The sequence below is a fragment of the Duganella hordei genome (assembly GCF_040369125.1).
In the GTDB taxonomy this organism is placed as follows: domain Bacteria; phylum Pseudomonadota; class Gammaproteobacteria; order Burkholderiales; family Burkholderiaceae_D; genus Rugamonas; species Rugamonas hordei.
On sequence record NZ_BPWI01000001.1, the window covers coordinates 401,017 to 423,933 of the forward strand.

Sequence of the window (22,917 nt, forward strand, 5' to 3'; positions counted from 1 at the left end):
GGCATCGTTGTCACTCTTGTATTTCGATTATCGCTCATGTACGAAAAATATATTCATCCGGTTTTACATTATCTGTTCCGCCGCTGCCGCAGCGGTATCGCGACGGTGCGTTCGCTGTCCTGGCCCGAAGTGCGCGACCTGTTTTTATTTGCTCAACGCCGCCTGCGCGAGGAAAGCCTGCCGCAAGTGGCGGGCAGTCTCACTTTTACCACGGTGTTCGCCTTGGTGCCGCTGCTGACCATCGCGCTGGCGATTTTCACCACGTTCCCGCTGTTTAATTCCTTCCGCAGCTCGCTGGAAGCCTACTTCGTGCAGAGCGTCATGCCGAAGTCGATTTCCTCCACCATCCTGAACTACCTGACCATGTTCGCCTCGAAGGCCACGCGGCTGTCGGCGGTGGGTGCGGTGGCGCTGATTTTCACGTCGATCGCGATGATGAACCTGATCGAGCGCGTGTTCAACCGCATCTGGCGCGTGCGCGACGAGCGCCGCTGGAGCAAGCGGATCCTGGTCTACTGGGCCATCGTCACGCTCGGTCCCTTGCTGATCGGCGTGTCGCTGACGCTGTCGTCGCAGGTGTTCATGGCCACCAGCACCCTGGTCGGCGACGTGCCGGTGATCGGCGTGCTGATCTACACCATCCTGTCGCTGGCGCTGACCACGGCCGGCTTCACGCTGCTGTACGTGGCGGTGCCGAACCGCGACGTCGACTGGCAGGACGCGGCCTGGGGCGGCTTGGTGGCGGGCCTGGCGTTCGAGGTGGCCAAGCGCGGCTTCGCGATTTTCATCACGCAGTTTCCGACCTATTCGAAGATCTACGGCGCGCTGGCGGCCTTGCCGCTGTTCCTGCTGTGGGTGTACGTGTCGTGGATGATCACGCTGTTCGGCGCGCTGCTGGTGGCCGCGCTGCCGGTGGTGAAGTACGAGCGCTGGTGGCACGAGGCGCAGCCGGGCGGAGAATTCGTCGACGCGATGGCGATCCTGAAAGTGCTGCACGTGGCCTGCAAATGCGGCGACACGGCGCTGGTCAGCGCCGGCACGATACGCGCGCGCACCCGCCTGGGCTTCGACGAGATGGACATGCTGCTTGAGCGGATGATGGCCGAGGGCTGGGTGGGGCGGGTCAAGGTCGAGGCGCCGTCGCGGGTCCAGTGGGGCAAGCGCGTCAGCGATGGCGGCGACCACTGGGTCATCCTGGCCAACGTCGAGAGGCTGACGCTGGCCGAGGTCTACCGCCTGTTCGTCTTCTCCGGCATGCCGATCAACGCCGGCGTGGTGACCGACAGCGACGATGAGCGCGACCGGCAAGCCGCCCGCGACGCGGCGCAACTGGCGCGCGAGGTGGAAACCGCCGTCGAAAACGGCCTGTCCAAGACGCTGGCCGACCATTTCGGTCCCATCGACTGCCGCTAAACCCTGGACCGTTATCGTGGCTTCGCGATGCAAGAAGCGAACCGCATCATCCGCTTCAAGTTCCCGCAAAACTGAACAGCGCATCCAGCACCGCGTCCGGCTGCTCGCTCATCAGCGAGTGGCCGCTGTCCACCGTCACTACCTTGCAGTGCTTGATGGTCGATGTCAGCAGCCTGGTGGACTTGGGCGGCGTCATCATGTCGCGGGCGCCGAACAGGAACAGGGTAGGGCAGCGCACCGCCTGCGCCGCCGCCTCGCCGTTGGCATAGGCGTTACAGGCAGAGAAGTCCGTGTAGAACACCTGCTGCGGATTGATCTGCGAGAGGCGCTGCATCAGCCGGCGCGCGCCGCCCATGACGCTGAAGCCCGGTCCCGGACAAGAGGGCTTGTGCGCGATCGACGAGTGCGACCAGATGTTGACCATGTCGATGGCGCTCTGCTCATCGCTGCGCGCGGTTTCCAGCAGCGCGTCCGACACTTTCATCGGATAAGTCGAACCTATCATGCCCAGGTGCGTCACGCGCTCCGACGCCTGGTGCGACGCTTCCAGCGCGATCAATGAGCCCATGCTGTGGCCGAACAGCGCGGCCTTCCGGACGCCGGCCGCGTCCAGCACCTGCAGCAGCCAGTCCGCCTGCTCGGCCACGCTGGCCTTGGCCGCGCCCTGGCTGCGGCCGTGGCCCGGCAGGTCGACCGCCAGCACGCCATAGCCGTGATGGGCGAAATAACGGGTCTGCAGCGCCCACACCGAGTGATCGTTTTGCGCGCCGTGGATGAAGACCGCGGTCGGCAGCGCCGGGTTGAACGGCTTGCCGCCGGTGTAGCAATAGGCGTCCACGCCTTGTACGGTCAGCAGCATCTCAGGCTCCCTTCTGCGACAGCTTCAGGCCGCGCGCCAGGTCTTCGATCAGGTCATCCACGTCTTCCAGCCCGACCGACAGCCGCATCGTGCCCTCGGTAATGCCTGCCGCCGCCAGCTGCTCGGCCGGAATGCGGAAGTGCGTGGTGGACGCCGGATGGATCACCAGCGACTTGGCGTCGCCGACGTTGGCCAGGTGCGAGAACACCTTCAGCGCGTCGACGAAGCGGCGGCCGGCGGCGCGGTCGCCCTTCAGGCTGAACGAGAACACGGCGCCGCAGCCTTTGGGCAGCAGGCGCTTGGCCAGTTCGTAGTCAGGGTGCGACGGCAGTTCGGGATACGACACCGATTCCACGGCGGGATTCGACAGCAGGAACTCGACCACCTTGCGCGTGTTGGCGACGTGGCGGTCCATGCGCAGGCTCAGCGTCTCCATGCCCTGCAGCACGGCGAAGGCGTTGTGCGGGCTCATGACGGCGCCGAAGTCGCGCAGGCCCTCGCGCCGCGCGCGCAGCGCGAACGGCGCCACGGTCGACTCTTCGGCAAACACCATGCCGTGGAAGCCGTCGTACGGCTCGCACAGCTCCGCAAAGCGGCCGGTCTTGTCGTAGGCGGCCTGCCAGTCGAAGGTGCCGCCGTCCACCAGCAGCCCGCCGATGGCGGTGCCGTGCCCGCACAGGAACTTGGTCGCCGAGTGGAACACCAGGTCGGCGCCGTGCTCGAAAGGCTTCAGCAGGTAGGGCGTGGTGAAGGTGGAATCCAGCATCAGCGGCAGGTGCTGCTCATGGGCGATGGCCGATACGGCGCCGATATCGAGCACGTCCAGCCCCGGATTGCCCAGCGTTTCGGCAAACAGCACCTTGGTGTTGGGCCGGATCGCGGCGCGCCAGGCGTCGAGGTCGCGCGGATCGACGAAGGTGGTGTCGATGCCGAAGCGCTTGAGCGTGTAGGCCAGCATATTGTGCGAGCCGCCGTACAGCGCGCGCGAGGCGACGATGTGTGAGCCGGCGCCGGCGATGGTGGCCAGGCCGAGATGCATCGCGGCCTGGCCGCTGGCCGTGGCGATGCCGGCCACGCCGCCTTCCAGCGCGGCGATGCGTTCCTCCAGCACCGCGTTGGTCGGGTTGGAGATGCGCGAGTAGACGTGGCCGGCGCGCTCCATATTGAACAGCGAGGCCGCGTGGTCCGAGTCCTTGAACGCGAACGACGAGGTGAAATGGATAGGCGTGGCGCGCGCACCGGTGGCCGGGTCGGGTGACGATCCGGCGTGCAGCGACAGCGTATCGAAACCGGGGTATTTGGGTCCGCTCATATTGTCTCTGTAGAGTTATAAGTATGCCGCGCATCCTACCCCGAATCGCGCCGTGGCAACAGCACTGCAAAAATGTTGCGTTTTGCTTATCCAGAGCGCTGGATTTTTCTCCGGGCATACGCTACATTCGCTATAAGGCTACAATAACTAGAACCCCCATTCACAGAGCCTATATCAGCGGACAGGACGGCCCAAAATGAAAGTCTCCGAAATTCTTCAGGTTAAAGGCAGCATTCTTTACACGATTTCTCCGGACCAGCCTTTGGTGGATGCCGCCAATACCATGGCGGAGAAGGACATCGGCTCGCTGGTGGTCATGGAGTTTGGCGATCTGGCCGGCATGCTGACCTTCCGCGAGGTGCTGCGCGCCTTGCACGAAAACGGCGGCACGGTAGGCGCCGGCACCGTGCGCAAGCATATGGACGACCATCCGATCACCGTCACCCCGGATACCGAAGTCAACGAGGTGCGCCGCATCATGCTGGAGAAGCATGCGCGCTACCTGCCGGTGATGAACGCCAAGACCATCCTCGGCGTGATCTCGTTCTACGACGTGGCGCGCGCCGTGCTGGAAGCGCAGAGCTTCGAGAACCGCATGCTGAAAGCCTATATCCGCGATTGGCCGGCCGAGACGGCCGATCAGGCGACCGACTAAACAAAAAACGCCATGTGCGCCGCGGCGGTCAAGGCCGCCGCGGCGCACATGGCGTTGTTGTTTTTCGCGTTCCCTTTCAGGCCACGCCTTTTTCCAGCGTGTCGTTACTGAGCCAGCCGTTCAGCGCCGATGCCGTCATCGGCCGCGCGAACAGGAAGCCTTGCGCCAGCGGGCAGCCCAGCGCCTGCAGGATCTGCGCCTGGCGCTCATCTTCCACCCCTTCGGCGATCACCGCCAGGCCCAGGTTGCGGCCCAGCTGTATCACCATCTCGGCAATGCTGCTGCCGCGCGCGGAGCCGGTGATTTCGGTGACGAAGGCGCGGTCTATCTTCAGACGGTCGATCTGCAGCCGCTGCAGGTAGGACAGCGACGAGAAGCCGGTGCCGAAATCGTCGATCGCGATGCTGACGCCGGTCTGCTTGATCTGGCCCAGCATCTTGATCAGCATGTCCGGCTCTTCCATCGCCATCGACTCGGTGATTTCCAGTTCGACGAATTCCGGCGGCGCGCCCGTGTCCTCGAGCGCCCTGCGCAGCATGTCGAGGAAGTGCGGATGGCGGAACTGCACCTGCGAGACGTTGATCGACATCATGAAATCGTCATGGCCGGCCTTGCGCAGGTCGACCAGCTCGCGGCAGGCGGTGCGCATCACCCATTCGCCCAGGTCGATGATCAGGCCCGAGTACTCGGCGATCGGAATGAAGCGGTCCGGCGAGATGAACTTGCCGTCCGGCGTCTGCCAGCGCAGCAGCGCCTCGGCGCCCACCGGCCGGCGCGTGGCCAGGTCGATCTGCGGCTGGTAGACCACGAACAGCTGGTTCTGGCCGAAGGCGGTGCGCAGCGCGTGCATCATGCGCACCCGCTCGCGGATCTCGACGCCCATCGAGCGCGAGAAGTAGAAGTGGCCGGCGCGCTGCTGCGACTTGGCGCGCTTCAGCGCGATGTCGGCATCCTTGAGCGCGTCGGCGCCGCTGCCTTCGTGCTCGCCCAGGCGCACCAGGCCCAGCGTGGCCGACAGCTGCACGTCCTGGCCGTCGATGCTGTACGGGCGCTGGAACAGCGCCAGGATCTTGGCCGGGTTGACCTGCGACGAGTCGCCCAGCACGCAGAAGATGTCGCCGCCGATGCGCGCCACCGTCAGCTGGCCGCCCAGTTCCGACTGCAGACGTCCGGCCACGGCGACCAGCAGCATGTCGCCGAACTGGTGGCCCAGCGCGTCGTTGGTCTCGGCGAAGTGGTCGAGGTCGACCAGCGACAGCGTGGCGTCGTCGCGCGCCGGGCCGGCCAGCGTGGCGTCGAGGATCTCGACCAGGCGGGTGCGGTTGGGCAGCTTGGACAATTGATCGTAGAAGGCGGCGTTGTGCAGGTGCGTGACCAGCTCGACGTTGTCCAGGCCGACCGCCACGTTGCTGCAGAACACTTCCAGCAGGCGCTCGTCGATCTCGGTCGGCGCGCGGCTGACCTCGAGGAAGGCGACGAAGTCGCGCGAGGCCTTGCCGGCGAAGTACAGGGTGACGAAGTCCGGACCGTACAGGTTGCGCCGCTGCGCCAGCGCCAGTTCCATCGCGTCGTGGATGCGCGGCTCGTCCTGGGCGGTCAGGGTCATGCCGTCCAGCCGGCGGCAGGCGCCGACGGTGGCCATCACCATCAGTTCGTGGCAGCCGTCTTCCGGGCATTCCTGCACGCACAGCACGCCGTTGCCGTCCTGGCCCAGCAGGTCGGTGATCTGCGCCAGCACGCCGGCGGCGAAGTTCTGCACGCCGTGCAGGGTCATCAGCTGGGTGCTGGCGTGGACGATCTGATTGAGGCCGCGGCGGCTGTCGTTGATCTTGCGGATCTGCTCGTACGAGCGGATCGCCGCCGTGACCGTGGTGAACAGCTTGATGCGGGTCAGCTCGGACTTGGTCTTGTAGTCGTTGATGTCGAAATCGCGGATGGCGTCGATTTCCGGCGCGTAGCCGGGCTGGCCGGTGCGCAGGATGATGCGCACGTCGACCAGTTTCAGCGTTTCGCGGATGTAGCGCACCAGATGCAGGCCGGCGTCGTCCTGTTCCATCACCACGTCGAGCAGGATGACGGCGATTTCCGCCTCGTGTTTCAGCAGTTCGCGTGCCTGGCCGGCCGAATACGCATGGACGAATTCCAGCGGGCGCTGCTGCATGTCGAGGTTGCCGAGCGCGAAGGTGGTGGTCGAGTGGACGTCTTCGTCGTCATCGATAATCATTACCCGCCATACGTGGCGGGTACCGGCAGTCGCAGGCGCCGTCGGATGCTCTTCTAAGAATACCAGATCGTCTTGATCATCCTTGGAGTGCTCAAGGGGTGTGATCGGTGGGGGCATGTGTAGCTTCTCCAGGATTTCTCGGTGTTCTTGAGTCAAGTATATAGCGAATTGTTAAAAAGAACGCAGATTTCGGGGGCTGAGGAGGCCGTGTTGTGGGCTTTCGATTGAAACATGATATTTTGCCAATGGAAACTTGTCCATTAGAAATTGTTACGCCAGCGGGACGCGGGGCGCGGCGGGCTGGTAGAATTAGGAACTTTCCACCTTTTTCCAAAGATTCTCTTCTTATGTCCGGCAATACATTTGGCAAATTGTTTTCAGTTACCACCTTTGGTGAGTCGCACGGTCCCGCGATTGGTTGTGTGATCGATGGCTGCCCACCGGGATTGCCTTTGTCGGAAGCGGATATCCAGCCTGAACTGGACCGTCGCAAACCGGGTACATCGCGCCATGTGACGCAGCGCCAGGAGTCGGATACGGTGGAAATCCTGTCCGGCGTCTACCAGGGCGTGACCACCGGCACGCCGATCGCGCTGCTGATCCGCAACGAAGACCAGCGCAGCAAGGACTACGGCAACATTGCAGAAAGTTTCCGCCCCGGGCACGCAGATTACACCTATTGGCACAAATACGGCGTACGGGACCCGCGCGGCGGCGGCCGTTCGTCGGCGCGCCTGACGGCGCCCGTGGTGGGCGCGGCGGCGATCGCCAAGAAGTGGCTGAACCAGCAATACGGCACCGTGTTCAAGGGCTGCATGAGCCAGCTGGGCGACATCGCCGTGCCGTTCCAGGACTGGAGCCACACGCAGGACAACCCGTTCTTCGCCGCCACCGGCGACGCCGACCTGATCGCCCGCATGGAAGCGGCCATGGACGAGCTGCGCAAGGCGGGCGACTCGATCGGCGCCCGCATCGACGTCATCGCGCAGAACATCCCGGTCGGCCTGGGCCAGCCGATCTACGACAAGCTCGACGCCGACATCGCCTACGCGATGATGGGCATCAACGCCGTCAAGGGCGTGGAAATCGGCGCCGGCTTCAAGGCGGTGGCGCAGAAGGGCACCGAACACGGCGACGAGCTGACCCCGACCGGCTTCATCGGCAACAACGCCGGCGGCGTGCTGGGCGGCATCTCGACCGGCCAGGACATCACGGTATCGATCGCCATCAAGCCGACCTCGTCGATCCGCACGCCGCGCCACTCGATCGACAAGGAAGGCAATCCGGTGATGGTGGAAACCTTCGGCCGCCACGACCCCTGCGTCGGCATCCGCGCCACGCCGATCGCCGAGGCGATGCTGGCGCTGGTGCTGATGGACCATGCGCTGATGCACCGCGCCCAATGCGGCGACGTCAAGGTCTCGACCCCCAACATCGCTCTGTAAGCGGTGCCGGTACAAGCCTTCAGCTTCGCCTTATTCCTCTTCTGCTACTACGCACACGCGGGAACCTGGAGCACCTACGCCACACTGTTCTTTGCCGACAAGGGCATGACGGTGGCGCAGATCGGCGTGCTGATGTCGATGATCCAGGTGCTGCGCATCGTCGGCCCCAACGTCTGGGGCTACGTCGCCGACCACTACGACCGCCGCGTGCTGGTGCTGCGCATGGCCGGCTTCGCCGCGCTGATCGGCTTTTCCGGCTTCTTCTTTGGCGCCACCTTCGGCCACTTCATGCTGGCGATGATCGTGCTGAACCTGTTCACCAGCGGCCAGGCGCCGATCTGCGAAGCGCTGATGCTGTCCGAGATGAAGGGCGACCTGACCTATTACGGCCGCATCCGCATGTGGGGCTCGATCGGCTTCATCGTCTCGGTGACGCTGGCCTCGTACGCGCTGGAGCACTACGGCATCGTCACGCTGCCGTGGGTGGCGGCGCTGCTGCTGGTGCTGACGATAGGCGCCGCCTTCCGCCTGCGCGACGTGCCGCGCCGCGCGCACAAGGAGCCGCCGTTGCCGGTGTTTACGCTGCTGCGCCGGCGCCAGGTGATCGCCTTCTTCCTGTCGACCGCGCTGATGGTGTCGGCCCATGCCTCGCTGTACACCTTTTATTCGCTGTACCTGGAGCGCAACGGCTACAGCAAGACCGTGATCGGCGCCATGTGGTCGCTGGGCGTGCTGGCCGAGGTGCTGCTGTTCTATTTCCAGGCGCCGCTGTTCCGCCGCTGGGGCGCGATGCGCATGATGTACCTGACCCTGGGCGTGGCCGTCGTGCGCTTCCTGATGATAGGCTTCGGCCCGCACGTGCTGTGGCTGCTGATCGTGGCGCAGGTCATGCACGCGGCCACTTTCGCGCTGCATCATTCGTCGTCGGTGATGACCTTGCAGCGCTGGTTCTCCGGGCCGCTGCAGGCGCGCGGGCAGGCGCTGTACATGAGCCTGTCGTACGGCATCGGCGGCTCGCTGGGCGGCCTGTTCCTGGCGCAATGGTGGGAGCGGGCGGGGCCGCAGTCGGTGTACTACGTGGCGGCCGTGCTGGCCATGCTGTCGGCGCTGGCCGCCATGCTGTCGTTCCGCTGGCAGGCCGGGGACCGCTACTAGGCCAGCCGGCTAGCCCCGGCTGGCCACCGCCTTGCTTCCGACCTCGGTCTGGTGGCGGCGCTCGACCGAGCGCACCACGATGGCGCGCATGTCGTTGAGCAGCGAGAACTCGGTCTGGCTGAGCTGGATGGGCGGGAAGGAATCGTCCCAGTCGCCGTACAGGAAGCCGGCCGGCTGGCCGTTCGACGACAGCGGCAGGATGACGAAGCTGCGCGCCTCGGATAGCGAGCTCTTCCACCACAGCGGCAGCTTGGCGGCAAACTTGGCGTCGCGGGCGTTCTCGATGAAGATCACGCGGTCGCTGTTGAGCGCGGCATGGAACACGTTCGGCTCGTAGGCGTCGTCGAAGGTCATCGCCGGCAGCAATTCCCGCGTGCCGTCGCCAAAGCTGATCTTGGCCGCGTACTGGTTTTCCTTGCGGTTGCGCACGAAGGCCACAGCGCGCGAGAAATCCAGGCCCTTGTAGACCGTCTCCAGCGCGATCTGCACCATCTGGCCGGGGCTGGCCGAGTCGAGCACGTCGCGCATGTCGGCCAGGCCGCTGAGCAGGATCTTGTTGCCGGCCGCGCGCTGGCGCGTCTTGGCCAGCGCCTTGGCGCGCCGTTCGGCCGGGCGCGACAGCGGGGCGATGGTCAGGTCGTTGGCGGCCACCACCTTGGCCTGCTCGATGGCGTGCATCAGGTTGCCCGGCTCCACGCCCAGCATGCCGGCGTAGGACTCGGTCAGCGCCTTGACCGCCTCGGCGCCGGCGGCGTCGTCATGCCACAGCGATTCGGCGCACAGCGCCGACATCGTCGACAGGCCGGCGATCCAGTCCGACGCGCTGACTTCGGCGCCCGGCTCCGGCGGCGGCAGGTGGCGCATGCCGGAGATCAGGCTGTGCGGCAGGCCCCAGTGCAGCGCGGCCGCGTGGCCGACTTCCTCCAGGCTCAGGCCCAGCGACTCCGGCGCCAGGTCCTCGACGCGGCGGCCGGCGTCGTCGGCCATGCGTTGCAGCTCGGTCCAGCGCTCGGGCATGTAAAAGGTCAGCATCATGCGGCCCAGCGTGTGCAGCATCGAGCACACCACGGCTTCCTCGCCGTGGCGGCTTTCGGCGGTGTAGGCGATCTGCTGCGCGACGATGCCGGCCAGCACGGCCTTTTCCATTTCAACGTGGGCGATGGTGGCGTCGTTCGAGTCGGCGGCCAGTTCCTCGATCAGTTTCAGGCCCAGCGCCAGGTGGCCGATGGCCTCGGTGCCCAGCACCAGCACCGCCTTCGACACCGTGTTCACATGCTGGCCGAAGGCCGAATACATGCCGCTGTTGGCCAGCCGCAGCACTTTTTGCGTCAGCACCGGATCGGACAGCACGGTGCGGGTCATGTTGAATTCCTGCTCGTCCTCGCCGCGCATGGCGCCGAGGATGGCGGTGATGGCCTTGGCGAAGCCCGGCATGTCGCCGCGGCGGCGCGTGCAATCCCACAACTGGGACAGCGTCTGTCCGCCCAGCGGCGAGCTGGTCTCGAAAGCGGCTTGCATCATTGCGCCACCTGTCGCAGTTCGGCTGGCACCACTTTGACGTGGATGCTTTCCTTGAGCGCCGCCATGGCGACATTGGCCGCCATCGGCTTGCCGGTGAGATAACCCTGGATGTACTGGCAGCCGCGCTGGTCCAGGTATTGCAGCTGCTCCTCGGTCTCGACGCCCTCGGCCACGACGGACAGGTCCAGGTGCTTGGCCAGGTCCAGCACGGCGTTGCAGATGGCGCCGTCCTTTTGCGAATCGGGCAGGTCGCGGATGAAGGTGCGGTCGATCTTGAGCACGGAAATCGGGAAGCGCTTCAGGTAGGCCAGCGACGAGTAGCCGGTGCCGAAATCGTCGATGGCGATGCGGGCGTTGCGCTCGGCCATCTTGGTCAGCAGGGACTCGGCATGCGCCGGATCGATCATCAGTGTGCCTTCTGTGATTTCCAATACCAATTGCTCACCAAGTAGGCCGGAGAAGGCGATCGCGTCGTCCAGCACGTCGAGAAATTTATCGTTGCGGAATTGCCGCGGGCTGATATTAACAGAGATGTACAGGCTGCGCTTTGCCACCTCCTCGAACTGCTTGAGCTGCACGCAGGCGGCCTTCAGCGCCCACGCCCCCAGCAGGTTGATCAGGCCGTTGGTCTCGGCGATCGGGATGAAGCGGGCCGGCGGCACCATGCCCAGGGTCGGATGCTTCCAGCGCATCAGCGTTTCGAAGCCCTGGATCTCGCGCGTCCTGGCGTCGACGATGGGCTGGTAGTACAGCAGGAACTCGCCCTCGCGCACGGCCTGGAACATGGCCGCCTCCAGCGAGATGTCGTGCTCGGGCGGGCCGGACTGCGACTGGCTGTAGACCACGCAGCGCGCCTTGCCGGTTTCCTTGGCGCGCGACATGGCGGCGTCGGCCAGCGCCACCAGGCGCACCTCGTCCTCGGCGTGCTGCGGGTAGACCGAGACGCCGACCGAGGCGCCGACGTAGATCGTGTGGCTGTCGATTTCAAACGGCGACTGCAAGGTGGCGATCAGGCGGCCGGTGACCAGCTTGATCTGGGCGTCGGTAGCGGTTCCAGGCAGGACCGCGACAAATTCGTCGCCGCCCACGCGAGCCAGGGTGTCGCTGTCGCGCAGCGTCTTGCGCAGGCGGGCGGCGGCCGTGCGCAGCACGGCGTCGCCGACCGGATGGCCGAGGCCGTCGTTGACTTTCTTGAAGCCGTCCAGGCCGATGGTGGCCACGGAGAAGCCCTGGCCCGAGCGGCGCGCGTTGGCGATCACCATGCGCATGCGGTCCGACAGCAGCAGCCGGTTCGGCAGCTCGGTCAGCGCGTCGTGGGTGGCCATGTGGCGCAGCCGTTCCTCGGTGGTGTGCTGCTGGGTCATGTCGCGGCCGACGATCAGCAGTTCGGCGGCGCCGGCGGGATTGGCGTAGCAGGCCACGCGCAGTTCGTGCCAGACTTCGGCATCCGGAGTCTTGATGCGTACTTCCAGCAGGCGCGTGCCGCCCGACTCGTGCACTTCGGCCAGCACGGCCGCCAGCGGCGCCTGGTCGCCCTCGGACAGCAGAGTGGCCAGCAGCCCGCTGGTCAGCGGATGCTGGCTGGAGATCAGCGCGATGGCCCGTTTGCTGGCGAACAGCACTTGCCCCAGCAGATTCAGGCGGAACACAACATCGCCAGCCTCCTCCAGGAGGTTATCCACATCGTAACGGTGAGGCTGGTCTGGAATACTGGAAAACATCGCGAGGATCTAATCTTTCAATTTAAGCATGTAACAATTGGGCTGCTCGAATCTTGCAAAACCAGAACGCAATGTATCACTGATGAGAGTGAAATTACATGAAAAAAGACAACATCCTTGCGACTTTTAAAGAATTCTCCAAGCTTGGGCCGAAAAACGGCATTTCATAGCAAAAAAGGGGGCATTTTGAGGGCTGCGGAGCGCTTTACAAAGCTGTCTTTTCCGACATATTCGACAAAATGCGCGGCGCCCCCGGTATGTGCCGGAAAACCGCACAGGCGCACCGACACCAGGTCGGCCTCGTCGCTGTCGACGTCGCCGGCGTCGACAGCGGCGTGCGTCGCATTGGCCAGCGCGTACAGCAGCCGGTCGCGGATGTCGTCGAACGTTAGCGCCGGGGCGGGGGCGTCGGCGTTCGGCGCCGCCGCGGGGCTGGCGGCGGGTGGCGGGGGCAGGCCGGCGGCGCGCGCGGCGTTGCGCAGCAGCGTCTCGGACACGCCTTCGGCGCGCAGCGCATCGGTCTGGCCGGCGTATGTCCGCCGCAGCGTGGCGGCAAACGCTGCCGCCGTTGGCGACGCCAGGTCGCACCTGATCTGGCTCAAGCGCATCAGGTTGCGCGCCACCGGGCTGATCGCGGTCTGGCAGAAATAGCGGCTCTCGATCAGCAACGCGGTGTCGAAATCGACTTGCAGGCCTTCCACCATCGCGCACAGAATGGCTTCCGGCGCGGGCGCGTGGCCGCCGGTGCGCTCGCGCAGCATGGCCGGCGCCACCTGCAGCAGGGCCAGCACCGGCGCCGAATCGAGCTCGCCGCCGGGCAGGCGCCAGGCTTTAGCATCCCACGGCTGCAGCGCCGGCATATCGGCCTCCAGCGCGTGGTGGACCAGTTCCGCCATGTGTTCCTCGTCGCCGGCCACCGCGTGCAGCAGGCCGGCTTTTTGCGTCTGGCCGGCGCTCAGCGTCGCTCCCTCCAGCAACAGCGGCATGGCGGCCTGCAGCCCGGCCAGGCGCGCGGCGCGGGCGATCTCGCCGGCCACCGGCGTCATGCCCAGGTGCACCTGCGGCAGGCTGAAAGTCGCTTCTTCCAGGCTGATGCGGCGATGGCAGGCCAGCGCCAGCCCCAGCGCATGACCGGTGACCGCTCCGCTCAGCGTGGCGATCACCGGTATGCCCAGGGTTTCCAGCCGGCGCAGCAGGGCGTTGTAGGCGCCCAGCATGTGCATGCAGTCGCCGGCCTGGGCGGTGGTCAGCGCCATCAGGTGTTCCAGCTCGTGGTCGGCGTCGGCCGCCTCGGAATGGAAGCCGATGATGACGCCGTGCAGCTGGGTGCGCTGCGCCTCCAGCTTGTCGATCAGCGCGCCCAGTTCGCGCTGGAACAGTCGGCTCAGCGGGTTGATGGCGCGCGCAGCCAGCATGACGGTGATGGTGCCGCCGTTTTGATGTGTGGTGATCATGCTCATTCCATTCAAACGCGTTCGATGATGGTGGCGATGCCCATGCCGCCGCCCACGCACAGGGTGACCAGGCCGCGCCTGAGGTCGCGCGCCTCCAGTTCGTCCAGCAGGGTGCCGAGCAGCATGCAGCCGGTGGCGCCCAGCGGATGGCCGAGCGCGATGGCGCCGCCGTTGACGTTGACCTTTTCCTCCGGCACGCCCAGCTCGCTCATGAAGCGCATGACCACCGAGGCAAACGCCTCGTTGACCTCGAACAGGTCGATGTCCTTGATCTCCAGCCCGGCCTTGAGCAGCGCCTTGCGGGCCGCCGGCGCGGGACCGGTCAGCATGATGGTCGGGTCGGTGCCGGTGACGGCGGTGGCCAGCACGCGCGCGCGCGGCCGCAGGCCCAGCCGGCTGCCGGCGGCCTTGCTGCCGATCAGCGCCAGTGCCGCGCCGTCCACAATGCCGGAGGAGTTGCCGGCGGTATGGATATGGTCGACGCGCTCGAGCTGGGGATATTTGCGCAGCGCCAGCGCGTCGAAGCCCATCCTGCCGGCCGCCTCGAACGACGGCTTCAGGCCGCCCAGCGCCTCGACGGTGGTGTTCGGCTTGATGAATTCGTCCTCGGCCAGGATCAGCACGCCGTTCTGGTCGCGCACCGGCACCACCGAGCGGAAGCGGCCGGCGGCCCGCGCGGCGGCGGCCTTCAGCTGCGAGCGCATGGCGTAGGCGTCGACCTGCTCGCGGCTGTAGCCGTCCAGCATGGCGATCAGGTCGGCGCCTATGCCTTGCGGCAAGAAATCGGTGCGCAAGCTGGTTTCCGGATCCAGCGCCCAGGCGCCGCCGTCCGAGCCCATGGGCACGCGCGACATCGATTCGACGCCGCCGGCCACCACCAGGTCTTCCCAGCCGGAACGCACTTTCTGCGCGGCCAGGTTGATCGCCTCCAGGCCGGAGGCGCAAAAGCGGTTCAGTTGCACGCCGGCCACCTTCCAGTCCCAGCCGGCGGCCAGCGCGGCGGTCTTGGCGATGTCGGCGCCCTGGTCGCCGACCGGCGTCACGCAGCCAAGCACGACGTCGTCGATCAGCGCGGTGTCGAGCTTGTGGCGGTGTTGCAGCTCCTGCATCAGGCCCGACAGCAGCGTGATCGGCTTGACGCTGTGCAGGCTGCCGTCTTTCTTGCCCTTGCCGCGCGGCGTGCGGATGGCCTCGTACACATAGGCTTCGGTCATGGATACTCCTTGTCTAGACGACCATCATAGAACGCGATGGCCAACAAAGCAACTGCTTGCTTCGTGTTGTTATTTGCGCTAGTCTGGTCCCCTAAAATAAGGGGCCGGCATGTTTGACAGCCACGAACATCAGGAATTACAGCGCACTCTCAAGCGCTTCATCGAGACGGAAATCAATCCCCATGTCGATGAGTGGGAGGAGGCAAACTTCCCCGCCCATGCATTGTTCCGCAAAATGGGCGACCTCGGTTTGCTCGGACTCACCAAGCCGCCCGAATTCGGCGGCCTCGGCCTCGATTATTCGTATTCGATGGCGATGGCCGAGACCTTGGGCCACGTCGATTGCGGCGCGATCCCGATGGCGATCGGCGTGCAGACCGACATGTGCACGCCGGCGCTGGCGCGGTTCGGCTCGGACGCGCTGCGGCGCGAATTCCTGGCGCCGGCCATCAGCGGCGAGATGGTGGGCTGCGTTGGCGTGTCGGAGGCCCATGCCGGCTCGGACGTGGCGGCCATCAAGACCCACGCGCGCAAGGATGGCGGCGACTACATCATCAACGGCAGCAAGATGTGGATCACCAACAGCCTGCAGGCGGACTGGATGTGCGTGCTGGTCAATACCTCGGACGGACCGGCGCACAAGAACAAGACGCTGGTGATGGTGCCGATGAACACGCCCGGCGTTTCAACCGGCAAGAAGATCCGCAAGATCGGCATGAACGCGTCCGATACCGGCCTGATCTATTTCGACGAGGTGCGCGTGCCGCAACGCCACGCCATCGGCGAGGAGGGGCAGGGCTTCGTCTACCAGATGCTGCAGTTCCAGGAGGAGCGGCTGTGGGCCGCCGCCAACGCGGTGCAGAGCCTGGAGAACTGCATCAACCTGACGGTGGAATGGGCGCGCGATCGTGCGATGTTCGGCGGCCGGCTGCTGGATAATCAGCATGTGTATTTCAAGCTGGCGGAATTGAAGACGGAAGTGGAGAGCCTGCGCGCGCTGACCTACCGGGCCGGACAGCTATATATTAGCGGGCAGGACGTGACGGAGCTGGCCTCGATGTGCAAGCTGAAGGCGGGCCGGCTGCTGCGGCTGGTGCCCGACGCCTGCATGCAGTTCTGGGGCGGCATGGGCTACAGCTGGGACAACCGCGTGGCGCGCCTGTTCCGCGACGGCCGGCTGACCTCCATCGCCGGCGGCGCGGACGAGGTCATGCTGGGCATCATCGCCAAGCAAATGGGCATCCTGCCGAAAAAGGAGAAGCAATGAATACGTTTGATACGCATGAGGTCAGCAACACGGTCGCGCCGTTCGAGAACGTCAATCTGTATGCCGCCGATCCCGCCCTGCAGGAAGCGTTGCTGCGCGAAGGCGGCGCGGCCGCCGCGGAATCGCTGCACGCGCTGGGCGCCGAACTGGGCCGTGCGGAGACGCTGGACCTGGCGCGGCTGGCCAATCTGCACACGCCGAAGCTGCACAACTTCGACCGCGGCGGCCAGCGCATCGACGAGGTGGAATTCCACCCGGCCTGGCATGCGCTGATGACGCTGCTGATCGAGAACGGCGCGGCCGCGTCGCCGTGGTCGGGCCAGCCGGGCGCGCAGGTGGCGCGGGCCGCGCGCTACATGCTGTTCGGCCAGCTGGAAAATGGCTCGCAATGCCCGGTCACGATGACCTACGCGTCGGTGCCGGCGCTGAAGCAGGCGCCTAAGATCGCCGCCAAATGGCTGCCGAAGATACTGTCGTCGCAATACGATCCGCGTTCGCTGCCGGTCGAGCAAAAGTGCGGCGCCATCATCGGCATGGGCATGACGGAGAAGCAGGGCGGTTCCGACGTACGCTCCAACACCACCCGTGCCGAACCGCTGCTGCCGTCCGATGCGCGCGCGCTGTTCGGCGACGAGGGCGAGGACGTGTACCGCATCGTCGGCCACAAATGGTTCTTTTCCGCACCGCAGAGCGACGCCCACCTGATCCTGGCGCAGACCGACGATGGCGGCAGCGCCGGCCTGTCGTGTTTCTTCCTGCCGCGCTACCTGCCCGACGGCAGCCGCAACCAGATCCGCGTGCAGCGGCTCAAGGACAAGCTGGGCAACCGCTCGAACGCGTCGTCGGAAGTCGAGTTCACCGGCGCCTACGGCTGGCTGATCGGCAAGCCGGGGCGCGGCATCCCGACCATCCTGGAGATGGGCAGCCACACCCGGCTCGATTGCGTGCTGGGCAGCGCAGGCACCATGCGCGCCGCGCTGACGCACGCCCTGCATCACGCGCGCGGCCGGTCGGCGTTCGGCCGGCCGCTGTCCGAGCAGCCGCTGATGCGGAACGTGCTGGCCGACCTGGCGCTGGAATCGGAGGCGGCCACCGCGTTCGGCATGCGGCTGGCGCGCTGCTTCGACCAGGGCGGCGACCCGGCGCAGGCGCTGCTGGGCCGCATCCTGACGCCGGCCGGCAAATACTGGATCTGCAAGCGCGGGCCAGCCTTCGGCGCCGAGGCGATGGAGGTCATCGGCGGCAGCGGCTATGTCGAGGACGGCCCGCTGGCGCGGCTGTACCGCGAACTGCCGGTCAATTCGATCTGGGAGGGTTCGGGCAACGTCATGTGCCTTGACTTGTTGCGCGCCTTCGGCAAAACTCCTGCCGCGCGCGAGGCTTTGGCCGCAGAGCTCGCATTGGCCGGCGAGTCCGACGCCGACTACGTCCGCACCACGCAAGCGCTGCTGGCCGATCTGAGCCAGCCGCAGTCCGACGAGTTCGGCGCGCGGGTGCTGGCCGAGCGGGTGGTGCTGGCGGTGCAGGCCGGTTTGCTGCTGCGGCATGCGCCGTCGTATGTGTCGTCGGCGTTTGTGGCGTCGCGGCTGGCGCGCGAGCCGGGCGGGGCGTTCGGCCGGCTGCCGGCCGGCGTCGATTGCGCGGCGATCCTGGCGCGGGCGCTGGTTGAATAAGCGGATCGAATAAGCGGGTTGAATAACTGAGCACAAGGTATCCATGACGAACACAGTCCCTGTCGACAACCGCCGCGCCGACCTGGTGCGCGTGGCCGCGCGTCTGTTCCGCGAGAACGGCTTCGACGGCACCACCACGCGCGATATCGCCGACGCCGTCGGCATGCGCTCCGGCAGTCCGTTTTATCACTTCAAGAGCAAGCAGGAAATCCTGGCCGCGGTGATGGAGGAGGGCCTGGTGGCGGGCCTGCCGGCCGCCGAGCAAATCGTCGCCGCCAGCCTGCCGCCGGGCGCCAAGTTCCAGGCGCTGGTGCGGGCGCATCTGGAGATCGTGCTCGGCGAAGGCCACGACTTCATCCCCGTGCTGCTGTACGACTGGCGCCGGCTGACGCCGGAGCTGCGCGCGCGCGTGCAGGTGCTGCGCGACCGCTACGACCAGCTGTGGCAGGACGTGGTCAACGAATTGTCCGGCGCCGGCCTGCTGCGCAGCGACAGCGCCGTCGCCCGGCTGCTGTTGATGGGCGCCATCAACTACAGCGTGCTGTGGTACAAACCGGGGCAGGGATCGGACCTGGACCAGATAGCGGCGGAGGCCGTCGCCATGTTTTTAGGCCCGGAGGCCTAGTATAATAAAAAGCACATACCGTCCAAAAAGAGCAAACAATGAAACAAGATCCGCGCTTTCCCAACCTGTTCATCACAGACCACCCGCTGATTCAACACAAATTGAGTCACATGCGCGCCAAGGATACGTCGACCCGCACGTTCCGCGACCTGCTCAAGGAAATCACGCTGCTGATGGGTTACGAGATCACCCGCGACCTGCCGCTGACCACCCGCACCATCGAAACTCCGCTGATGACCATCGACGCGCCGGTCATCGCCGGCCGCAAACTGGCCATCGTTCCCATCCTGCGCGCCGGCATCGGCATGAGCGACGGCCTGCTGGACCTGGTGCCGTCGGCCCGCGTCGGCCATATCGGAGTGTTCCGCGATCCGGAAACCCACCAGCCGGTGGAATACCTGGTGCGCCTGCCGGACACGGTTGAGCGCACCTTCATCCTGTGCGATCCGATGGTGGCGACCGGCAATTCGGCCGTGCACGCGGTGGACGTGCTGAAAAAGCGCGGCGTCACCGACGATCAGATCATCTTCCTGGCCCTGGTGGCGGCGCCGGAAGGCATCGAGGTGTTCCAGAAATCGCATCCGGGCGTGAAGATCTACTGCGCCTCGCTGGATTCGCACCTGAACGACCACGCCTACATCGTGCCTGGCCTGGGCGATGCCGGCGACCGCATCTTCGGCACCAAGTAACCGCCATGGCCACGCCTGCCGATCCGGAATTCCGCGCGCGCCTGGCGGCGCTCAACGACAAGTTCGCCGCCACCGTCCCTGCGACGATGGAAAAGATCGGCCAGGCCTTCGCCGAATGCAGGGCCGGCGGCGACCTGCCGCCGGATGCCGCGCTGCATCGGCTGCATGAGCTGCTGCACGGCGTGGCGGGATCGGCCGGCACCTTCGGTTTCGGCATGCTGGGGCAGCAGGCGCGGCGCATCGAGCAGATGCTGCGTGTTGTTTTATCCGAGCATTCCGGATGGCCGGCCGTGATACCGGAAGTAGAGCAATTCCTGCGCTGGGCCGCCAAAGATCCGCGTTCCACGACTTACGAGTAAGGCGTGCGCTTGATCCAGCTCAAACCCGCTATCATTTAGTTGTCTATAGTGACATTCACACCCTGACCGACGAGAGGCTTGACGGGGAGTCTTAAGCTACAGAAAGTCATCTGTAGCCAAGGTTTTCTAACAAAAAAAGCCTGTCTTTGCATTTATTTTCGCGAAGACGTGCTTTTCTCTCGTAAATGGGTATAATGCGGGATCGTTTAGATTCAAGAGTAGTGCAGTTTGTCTGTCATTTCTTTCTTGCCTCAAACGATATCACGGGCGCAAGCCCAACTTAACTGAAATAGGAATTGTAATGGCAACTGGTATCGTAAAATGGTTCAATGATTCGAAGGGCTTCGGCTTTATCACCCCTGACGAAGGCGGCGAAGATCTGTTCGCTCACTTCTCGGCGATTCAGTCCGCAGGCTTCAAGTCGCTGCAAGAGAACCAACGCGTTTCTTTTGAAGTGACCGCTGGTCCTAAGGGCAAGCAAGCTTCGAACATTCAGCCACTGTAATACGCTGAATCAAACGAAATAAGAAATCCTCGGTATCCGAGGATTTTTTTTCGCCTGCGTTTTTGTAATTGTTTCCCTTCGCTCATTTCCCCGTCTTGCGCCAATAGTCCGGCTGCGCATAAGTGTGCCGCAGGAAATCCACAAAAGCGCGTATCCGCAGCGGCAAATGCCGGCGCTGCGCAAACACCGCGTAGATATCGTTGCCCGGCGCCGAGTGTTCGTTGAGCACGGTCTGCAGCTTGCCCGCCTCGATCTCGTTGCCCACTTCCCACATCGAACGCCACGCCAGGCCCTTGCCGGCCAGCGCCCAGTCGTGCAGCACCTGGCCGTCGTTGCTGGCCATGTTGCCGTTGACCTTCAGCACCAGGTTCTTGCCGTTCTCGCGGAAGGTCCAGCCGCGCTGGCTGCCTTCGCTGCTGATCGCCAGGCAGTTGTGCTTGGACAGGTCGGCCAGGGTTTTCGGCTCGCCGTGGCGCTTGAGGTAGGAGGGCGCCGCCACCACCACCCGTTCGTTGTCGGCCAGCTTGACGCTGACCAGGTTGGAATCGGACAGGCTGGCGATGCGGATTGCCACGTCGATGCCTTCGCCGACGATGTCCACCACGCGGTCGCTCATGTTCAGCGTGACGCTGACGTCGCGGTGCTCGGACAGGAAAGACGGGATCAGCGGCGCCACGTGCTGGCGGCCGAAGCCGGCCGGCGCGGAAATCATCAGGTGACCTGTCGCGTGCGCGCTACGTTCGGCCACGGCGGTTTCCGCTTCCTCCAGTTCCGCCAGGATGCGCTGGCAATCCTCCAGGAAGGCCGCGCCCTCGTTGGTCAGCGCCAGCTTGCGCGTGGTGCGTTGCAGCAGCTTGACGCCCAGGCGGCTCTCCAGCGCGTCCAGCCGCCGGCCTATCATGGCCGGCGCGATGCCTTCGGCCCTAGCGGCGGCCGACAGGCTGCCTTTTGAAACGACCTCGACGAAGGTGGATATCTGTCTGAACTGACCCATGTGGTGCCTGACCCGTTATTTGTGATAAAAACGCATAGATGATGTGATTTTTAGTCTCGTTTGCATAACTTATTAGTGAATATACTGTAAAACATATCAAGGCGTAACCGAGTCGTCACACTAAAAGATTCGGCGTGCAACATGATGGGCAGTGCTTATAATTTGATCTGGTAGTTAATGATCTGGCAGTTAATATTTTTTTCGGAGATACCTCATGACGCAGTCCACCATCACTCTGCCGGCAGGCATGGAAATCACAGGCGAGATCAAGCCTGGCTACGAAAACATCCTGACCACCGAGGCATTGTCGCTGGTGGTCAAGCTGACCCGCGAATTTGAAGCGCGCCGTCAACAATTGCTGGCCGTGCGCGTCGAGCGCGCCAAGCGCCTGGACGCCGGCGAGCGTCCCGACTTCCTGCCGGAAACCGCGCACATCCGCGCCGGCGACTGGAAGATCGCGCCGATTCCGAAGGCGCTGGAATGCCGCCGCGTGGAAATCACCGGCCCGGTCGAGCGCAAGATGGTCATCAACGCCTTCAACTCGGGCGCCGACAGCTACATGACCGACTTCGAAGATTCGAACACGCCGAACTGGGACAACCAGATCACCGGCCAGATCAATATGTTCGACGCCGTGCGCCGCACCATTTCGCTGGAACAGAACGGCAAGTCCTACAAGCTGAACGACAAGATCGCCACGCTGGTCGTGCGTCCGCGCGGCTGGCACCTGGATGAAAAGCACGTGCTGGTCGACGGCAAGCGCATCTCGGGCGGCATCTTCGACTTCGCGCTGTTCATGTTCCACAACGCCAAGGAACAGCTGGCGCGCGGCGCCGGCCCATACTTCTACCTGCCGAAGATGGAGTCGCACCAGGAAGCGCGCCTGTGGAACGACGTCTTCGTGATGACGCAAAACGAACTGGGCCTGCCGCAGGGCACGATCAAGGCCACCGTGCTGATCGAAACCATCCTGGCCGCGTTCGAGATGGACGAGATCCTGTACGAACTGCGCGAACACAGCTCGGGCCTGAACGCCGGCCGTTGGGACTACATCTTCTCGTGCATCAAGAAGTTCAAGCTGGACAAGGATTTCTGCCTGGCCGACCGCGCCAAGGTGACGATGACCGCGCCGTTCATGCGCGCCTACGCCTTGCTGCTGCTGAAGACCTGCCACAAGCGCAACGCGCCGGCGATCGGCGGCATGGCCGCGCTGATCCCGATCAAGAACGATCCGGAGAAGAACGATATCGCGATGGGCGGCGTGCGCACCGACAAGGCGCGCGACGCGACCGACGGCTACGACGGCGGCTGGGTGGCCCACCCTGGCCTGGTGGAGCTGGCGATGACCGAGTTCACCAAGGTGCTGGGCGACAAGCCCAACCAGATCGACAAGCAGCGTCCCGACGTTGAAGTGACGGCCGCGCAGCTGATGGACTTCAAGCCGGAAGCGCCGATCACCGAAGCGGGCCTGCGCTACAACATCAACGTCGGCATCCACTACCTGGGCAGCTGGCTGGCCGGCAACGGTTGCGTGCCTATCCACAACCTGATGGAAGATGCGGCCACGGCGGAAATCAGCCGTTCGCAAGTGTGGCAGTGGATCCGTTCGGACAAGGGCGTGCTGGAAGACGGCCGCAAGGTCACCGCCGACATGGTGCGCGCGATGATTCCTGAAGAACTGGCGAAAGTGCAGCGCGACGCGCCGGGCGGCGAGGGCCCGACCTACGTGCGCGCCGGCCAGATCTTCGAGGAGATGTCGACCTCGGCATCGTTCGCGGAGTTCCTGACCTTGCCTCTGTACGAAGAAATCTAAAGGCAACACAACGGCCCAT

At 64.8% G+C, this 22,917-nt stretch carries 19 protein-coding genes; 11 read left to right on the forward strand and 8 right to left on the reverse strand.

Features of this window, described 5'->3' with window-relative positions; translation table 11 throughout:
- Nucleotides 1-36: 36 nt before the first annotated feature.
- Nucleotides 37-1,413, forward strand: coding sequence for a YihY family inner membrane protein (locus ABWW33_RS01710; RefSeq protein ID WP_176650495.1), 1,377 nt, complete (start codon nt 37-39; stop codon nt 1,411-1,413).
- 55 nt (nt 1,414-1,468) lie between these two features.
- Here ABWW33_RS01710 and ABWW33_RS01715 read toward each other — a convergent pair whose 3' ends face one another.
- Together ABWW33_RS01715 and ABWW33_RS01720 are read right to left on the reverse strand one after the other, a co-directional pair.
- A complete protein-coding gene (locus tag ABWW33_RS01715) occupies nt 1,469-2,272 on the reverse strand; it encodes an alpha/beta fold hydrolase (RefSeq protein WP_353398191.1) in 804 nt (267 codons plus the stop codon).
- 1 nt (nt 2,273) lies between these two features.
- Entirely contained in the window at nt 2,274-3,584 is a 1,311-nt protein-coding gene (locus tag ABWW33_RS01720; RefSeq protein ID WP_353398194.1) for an O-acetylhomoserine aminocarboxypropyltransferase, read from the reverse strand.
- A gap of 196 nt (nt 3,585-3,780) precedes the next feature.
- Here ABWW33_RS01720 and ABWW33_RS01725 point away from each other — a divergent pair, with 196 nt between their 5' ends.
- Nucleotides 3,781-4,239 (forward strand): CBS domain-containing protein, encoded by a 459-nt coding sequence (locus tag ABWW33_RS01725; protein WP_176650498.1) that lies wholly within the window; start codon nt 3,781-3,783, stop codon nt 4,237-4,239.
- Nucleotides 4,240-4,315: 76 nt separating this feature from the next.
- Here ABWW33_RS01725 and ABWW33_RS01730 read toward each other — a convergent pair whose 3' ends face one another.
- Nucleotides 4,316-6,580, reverse strand: coding sequence for a putative bifunctional diguanylate cyclase/phosphodiesterase (locus ABWW33_RS01730; protein WP_176650499.1), 2,265 nt, complete (start codon nt 6,578-6,580; stop codon nt 4,316-4,318).
- Between the two features lie 230 nt (nt 6,581-6,810).
- On the opposite strand from ABWW33_RS01730, the gene aroC reads away from it, so the two are divergent.
- Together aroC and ABWW33_RS01740 are read left to right on the forward strand one after the other, a co-directional pair.
- A complete protein-coding gene (gene aroC, locus ABWW33_RS01735) occupies nt 6,811-7,908 on the forward strand; it encodes a chorismate synthase (protein WP_353398198.1) in 1,098 nt (365 codons plus the stop codon).
- 3 nt (nt 7,909-7,911) lie between these two features.
- Nucleotides 7,912-9,063, forward strand: a complete 1,152-nt coding sequence (locus tag ABWW33_RS01740; RefSeq protein ID WP_353398201.1) for an MFS transporter — start codon at nt 7,912-7,914, stop codon at nt 9,061-9,063.
- A 9-nt stretch (nt 9,064-9,072) separates the two neighbouring features.
- Here ABWW33_RS01740 and ABWW33_RS01745 read toward each other — a convergent pair whose 3' ends face one another.
- The 4 genes from ABWW33_RS01745 to ABWW33_RS01760 all read right to left on the reverse strand — a co-directional run bounded on the left by ABWW33_RS01745 (nt 9,073) and on the right by ABWW33_RS01760 (nt 14,973).
- Nucleotides 9,073-10,581, reverse strand: a complete 1,509-nt coding sequence (locus ABWW33_RS01745) for an HDOD domain-containing protein (protein WP_176651234.1) — start codon at nt 10,579-10,581, stop codon at nt 9,073-9,075.
- On the reverse strand, nt 10,581-12,305 hold the full coding sequence (locus tag ABWW33_RS01750) for a putative bifunctional diguanylate cyclase/phosphodiesterase (protein WP_176650502.1): 1,725 nt from the start codon (nt 12,303-12,305) through the stop codon (nt 10,581-10,583). Before ABWW33_RS01750 ends, ABWW33_RS01745 begins: the two co-directional genes overlap by 1 nt.
- 164 nt (nt 12,306-12,469) lie before the next feature.
- Nucleotides 12,470-13,759 (reverse strand): enoyl-CoA hydratase-related protein, encoded by a 1,290-nt coding sequence (locus ABWW33_RS01755; RefSeq protein ID WP_353398205.1) that lies wholly within the window; start codon nt 13,757-13,759, stop codon nt 12,470-12,472.
- Between the two features lie 11 nt (nt 13,760-13,770).
- Nucleotides 13,771-14,973 (reverse strand): acetyl-CoA C-acetyltransferase, encoded by a 1,203-nt coding sequence (locus tag ABWW33_RS01760; RefSeq protein ID WP_353398208.1) that lies wholly within the window; start codon nt 14,971-14,973, stop codon nt 13,771-13,773.
- A gap of 109 nt (nt 14,974-15,082) precedes the next feature.
- On the opposite strand from ABWW33_RS01760, the gene ABWW33_RS01765 reads away from it, so the two are divergent.
- The 6 genes from ABWW33_RS01765 to ABWW33_RS01790 all read left to right on the forward strand — a co-directional run bounded on the left by ABWW33_RS01765 (nt 15,083) and on the right by ABWW33_RS01790 (nt 20,091).
- Complete coding sequence (locus ABWW33_RS01765; protein WP_353398211.1) at nt 15,083-16,240, forward strand: acyl-CoA dehydrogenase family protein; 1,158 nt, start codon at nt 15,083-15,085, stop codon at nt 16,238-16,240.
- Nucleotides 16,237-17,913, forward strand: a complete 1,677-nt coding sequence (locus tag ABWW33_RS01770) for an isovaleryl-CoA dehydrogenase (RefSeq protein ID WP_353398214.1) — start codon at nt 16,237-16,239, stop codon at nt 17,911-17,913. The genes ABWW33_RS01765 and ABWW33_RS01770 overlap by 4 nt, the downstream gene beginning before the upstream one ends.
- Nucleotides 17,914-17,956: 43 nt before the next feature.
- On the forward strand, nt 17,957-18,538 hold the full coding sequence (locus tag ABWW33_RS01775) for a TetR/AcrR family transcriptional regulator (protein WP_353398217.1): 582 nt from the start codon (nt 17,957-17,959) through the stop codon (nt 18,536-18,538).
- A 38-nt stretch (nt 18,539-18,576) separates the two neighbouring features.
- The gene (gene upp, locus ABWW33_RS01780; RefSeq protein WP_161009427.1) at nt 18,577-19,227 is read left to right on the forward strand and encodes a uracil phosphoribosyltransferase; all 651 of its coding nucleotides are present in this window, start codon (nt 18,577-18,579) and stop codon (nt 19,225-19,227) included.
- A 5-nt stretch (nt 19,228-19,232) separates the two neighbouring features.
- A complete protein-coding gene (locus ABWW33_RS01785) occupies nt 19,233-19,586 on the forward strand; it encodes an Hpt domain-containing protein (RefSeq protein WP_176650508.1) in 354 nt (117 codons plus the stop codon).
- Between the two features lie 301 nt (nt 19,587-19,887).
- A complete protein-coding gene (locus tag ABWW33_RS01790) occupies nt 19,888-20,091 on the forward strand; it encodes a cold-shock protein (protein WP_008448165.1) in 204 nt (67 codons plus the stop codon).
- A gap of 82 nt (nt 20,092-20,173) precedes the next feature.
- On the opposite strand, the gene ABWW33_RS01795 is transcribed toward ABWW33_RS01790, so the two are convergent.
- On the reverse strand, nt 20,174-21,085 hold the full coding sequence (locus tag ABWW33_RS01795) for a LysR family transcriptional regulator (protein ID WP_176650509.1): 912 nt from the start codon (nt 21,083-21,085) through the stop codon (nt 20,174-20,176).
- A 214-nt stretch (nt 21,086-21,299) separates the two neighbouring features.
- Here ABWW33_RS01795 and aceB point away from each other — a divergent pair, with 214 nt between their 5' ends.
- Nucleotides 21,300-22,898 carry a malate synthase A gene (gene aceB, locus ABWW33_RS01800; protein ID WP_353398223.1) on the forward strand — a complete coding sequence of 533 codons (1,599 nt, stop codon included), beginning with the start codon at nt 21,300-21,302 and terminating at the stop codon, nt 22,896-22,898.
- The last annotated feature ends 19 nt before the right edge of the window (nt 22,899-22,917 follow it).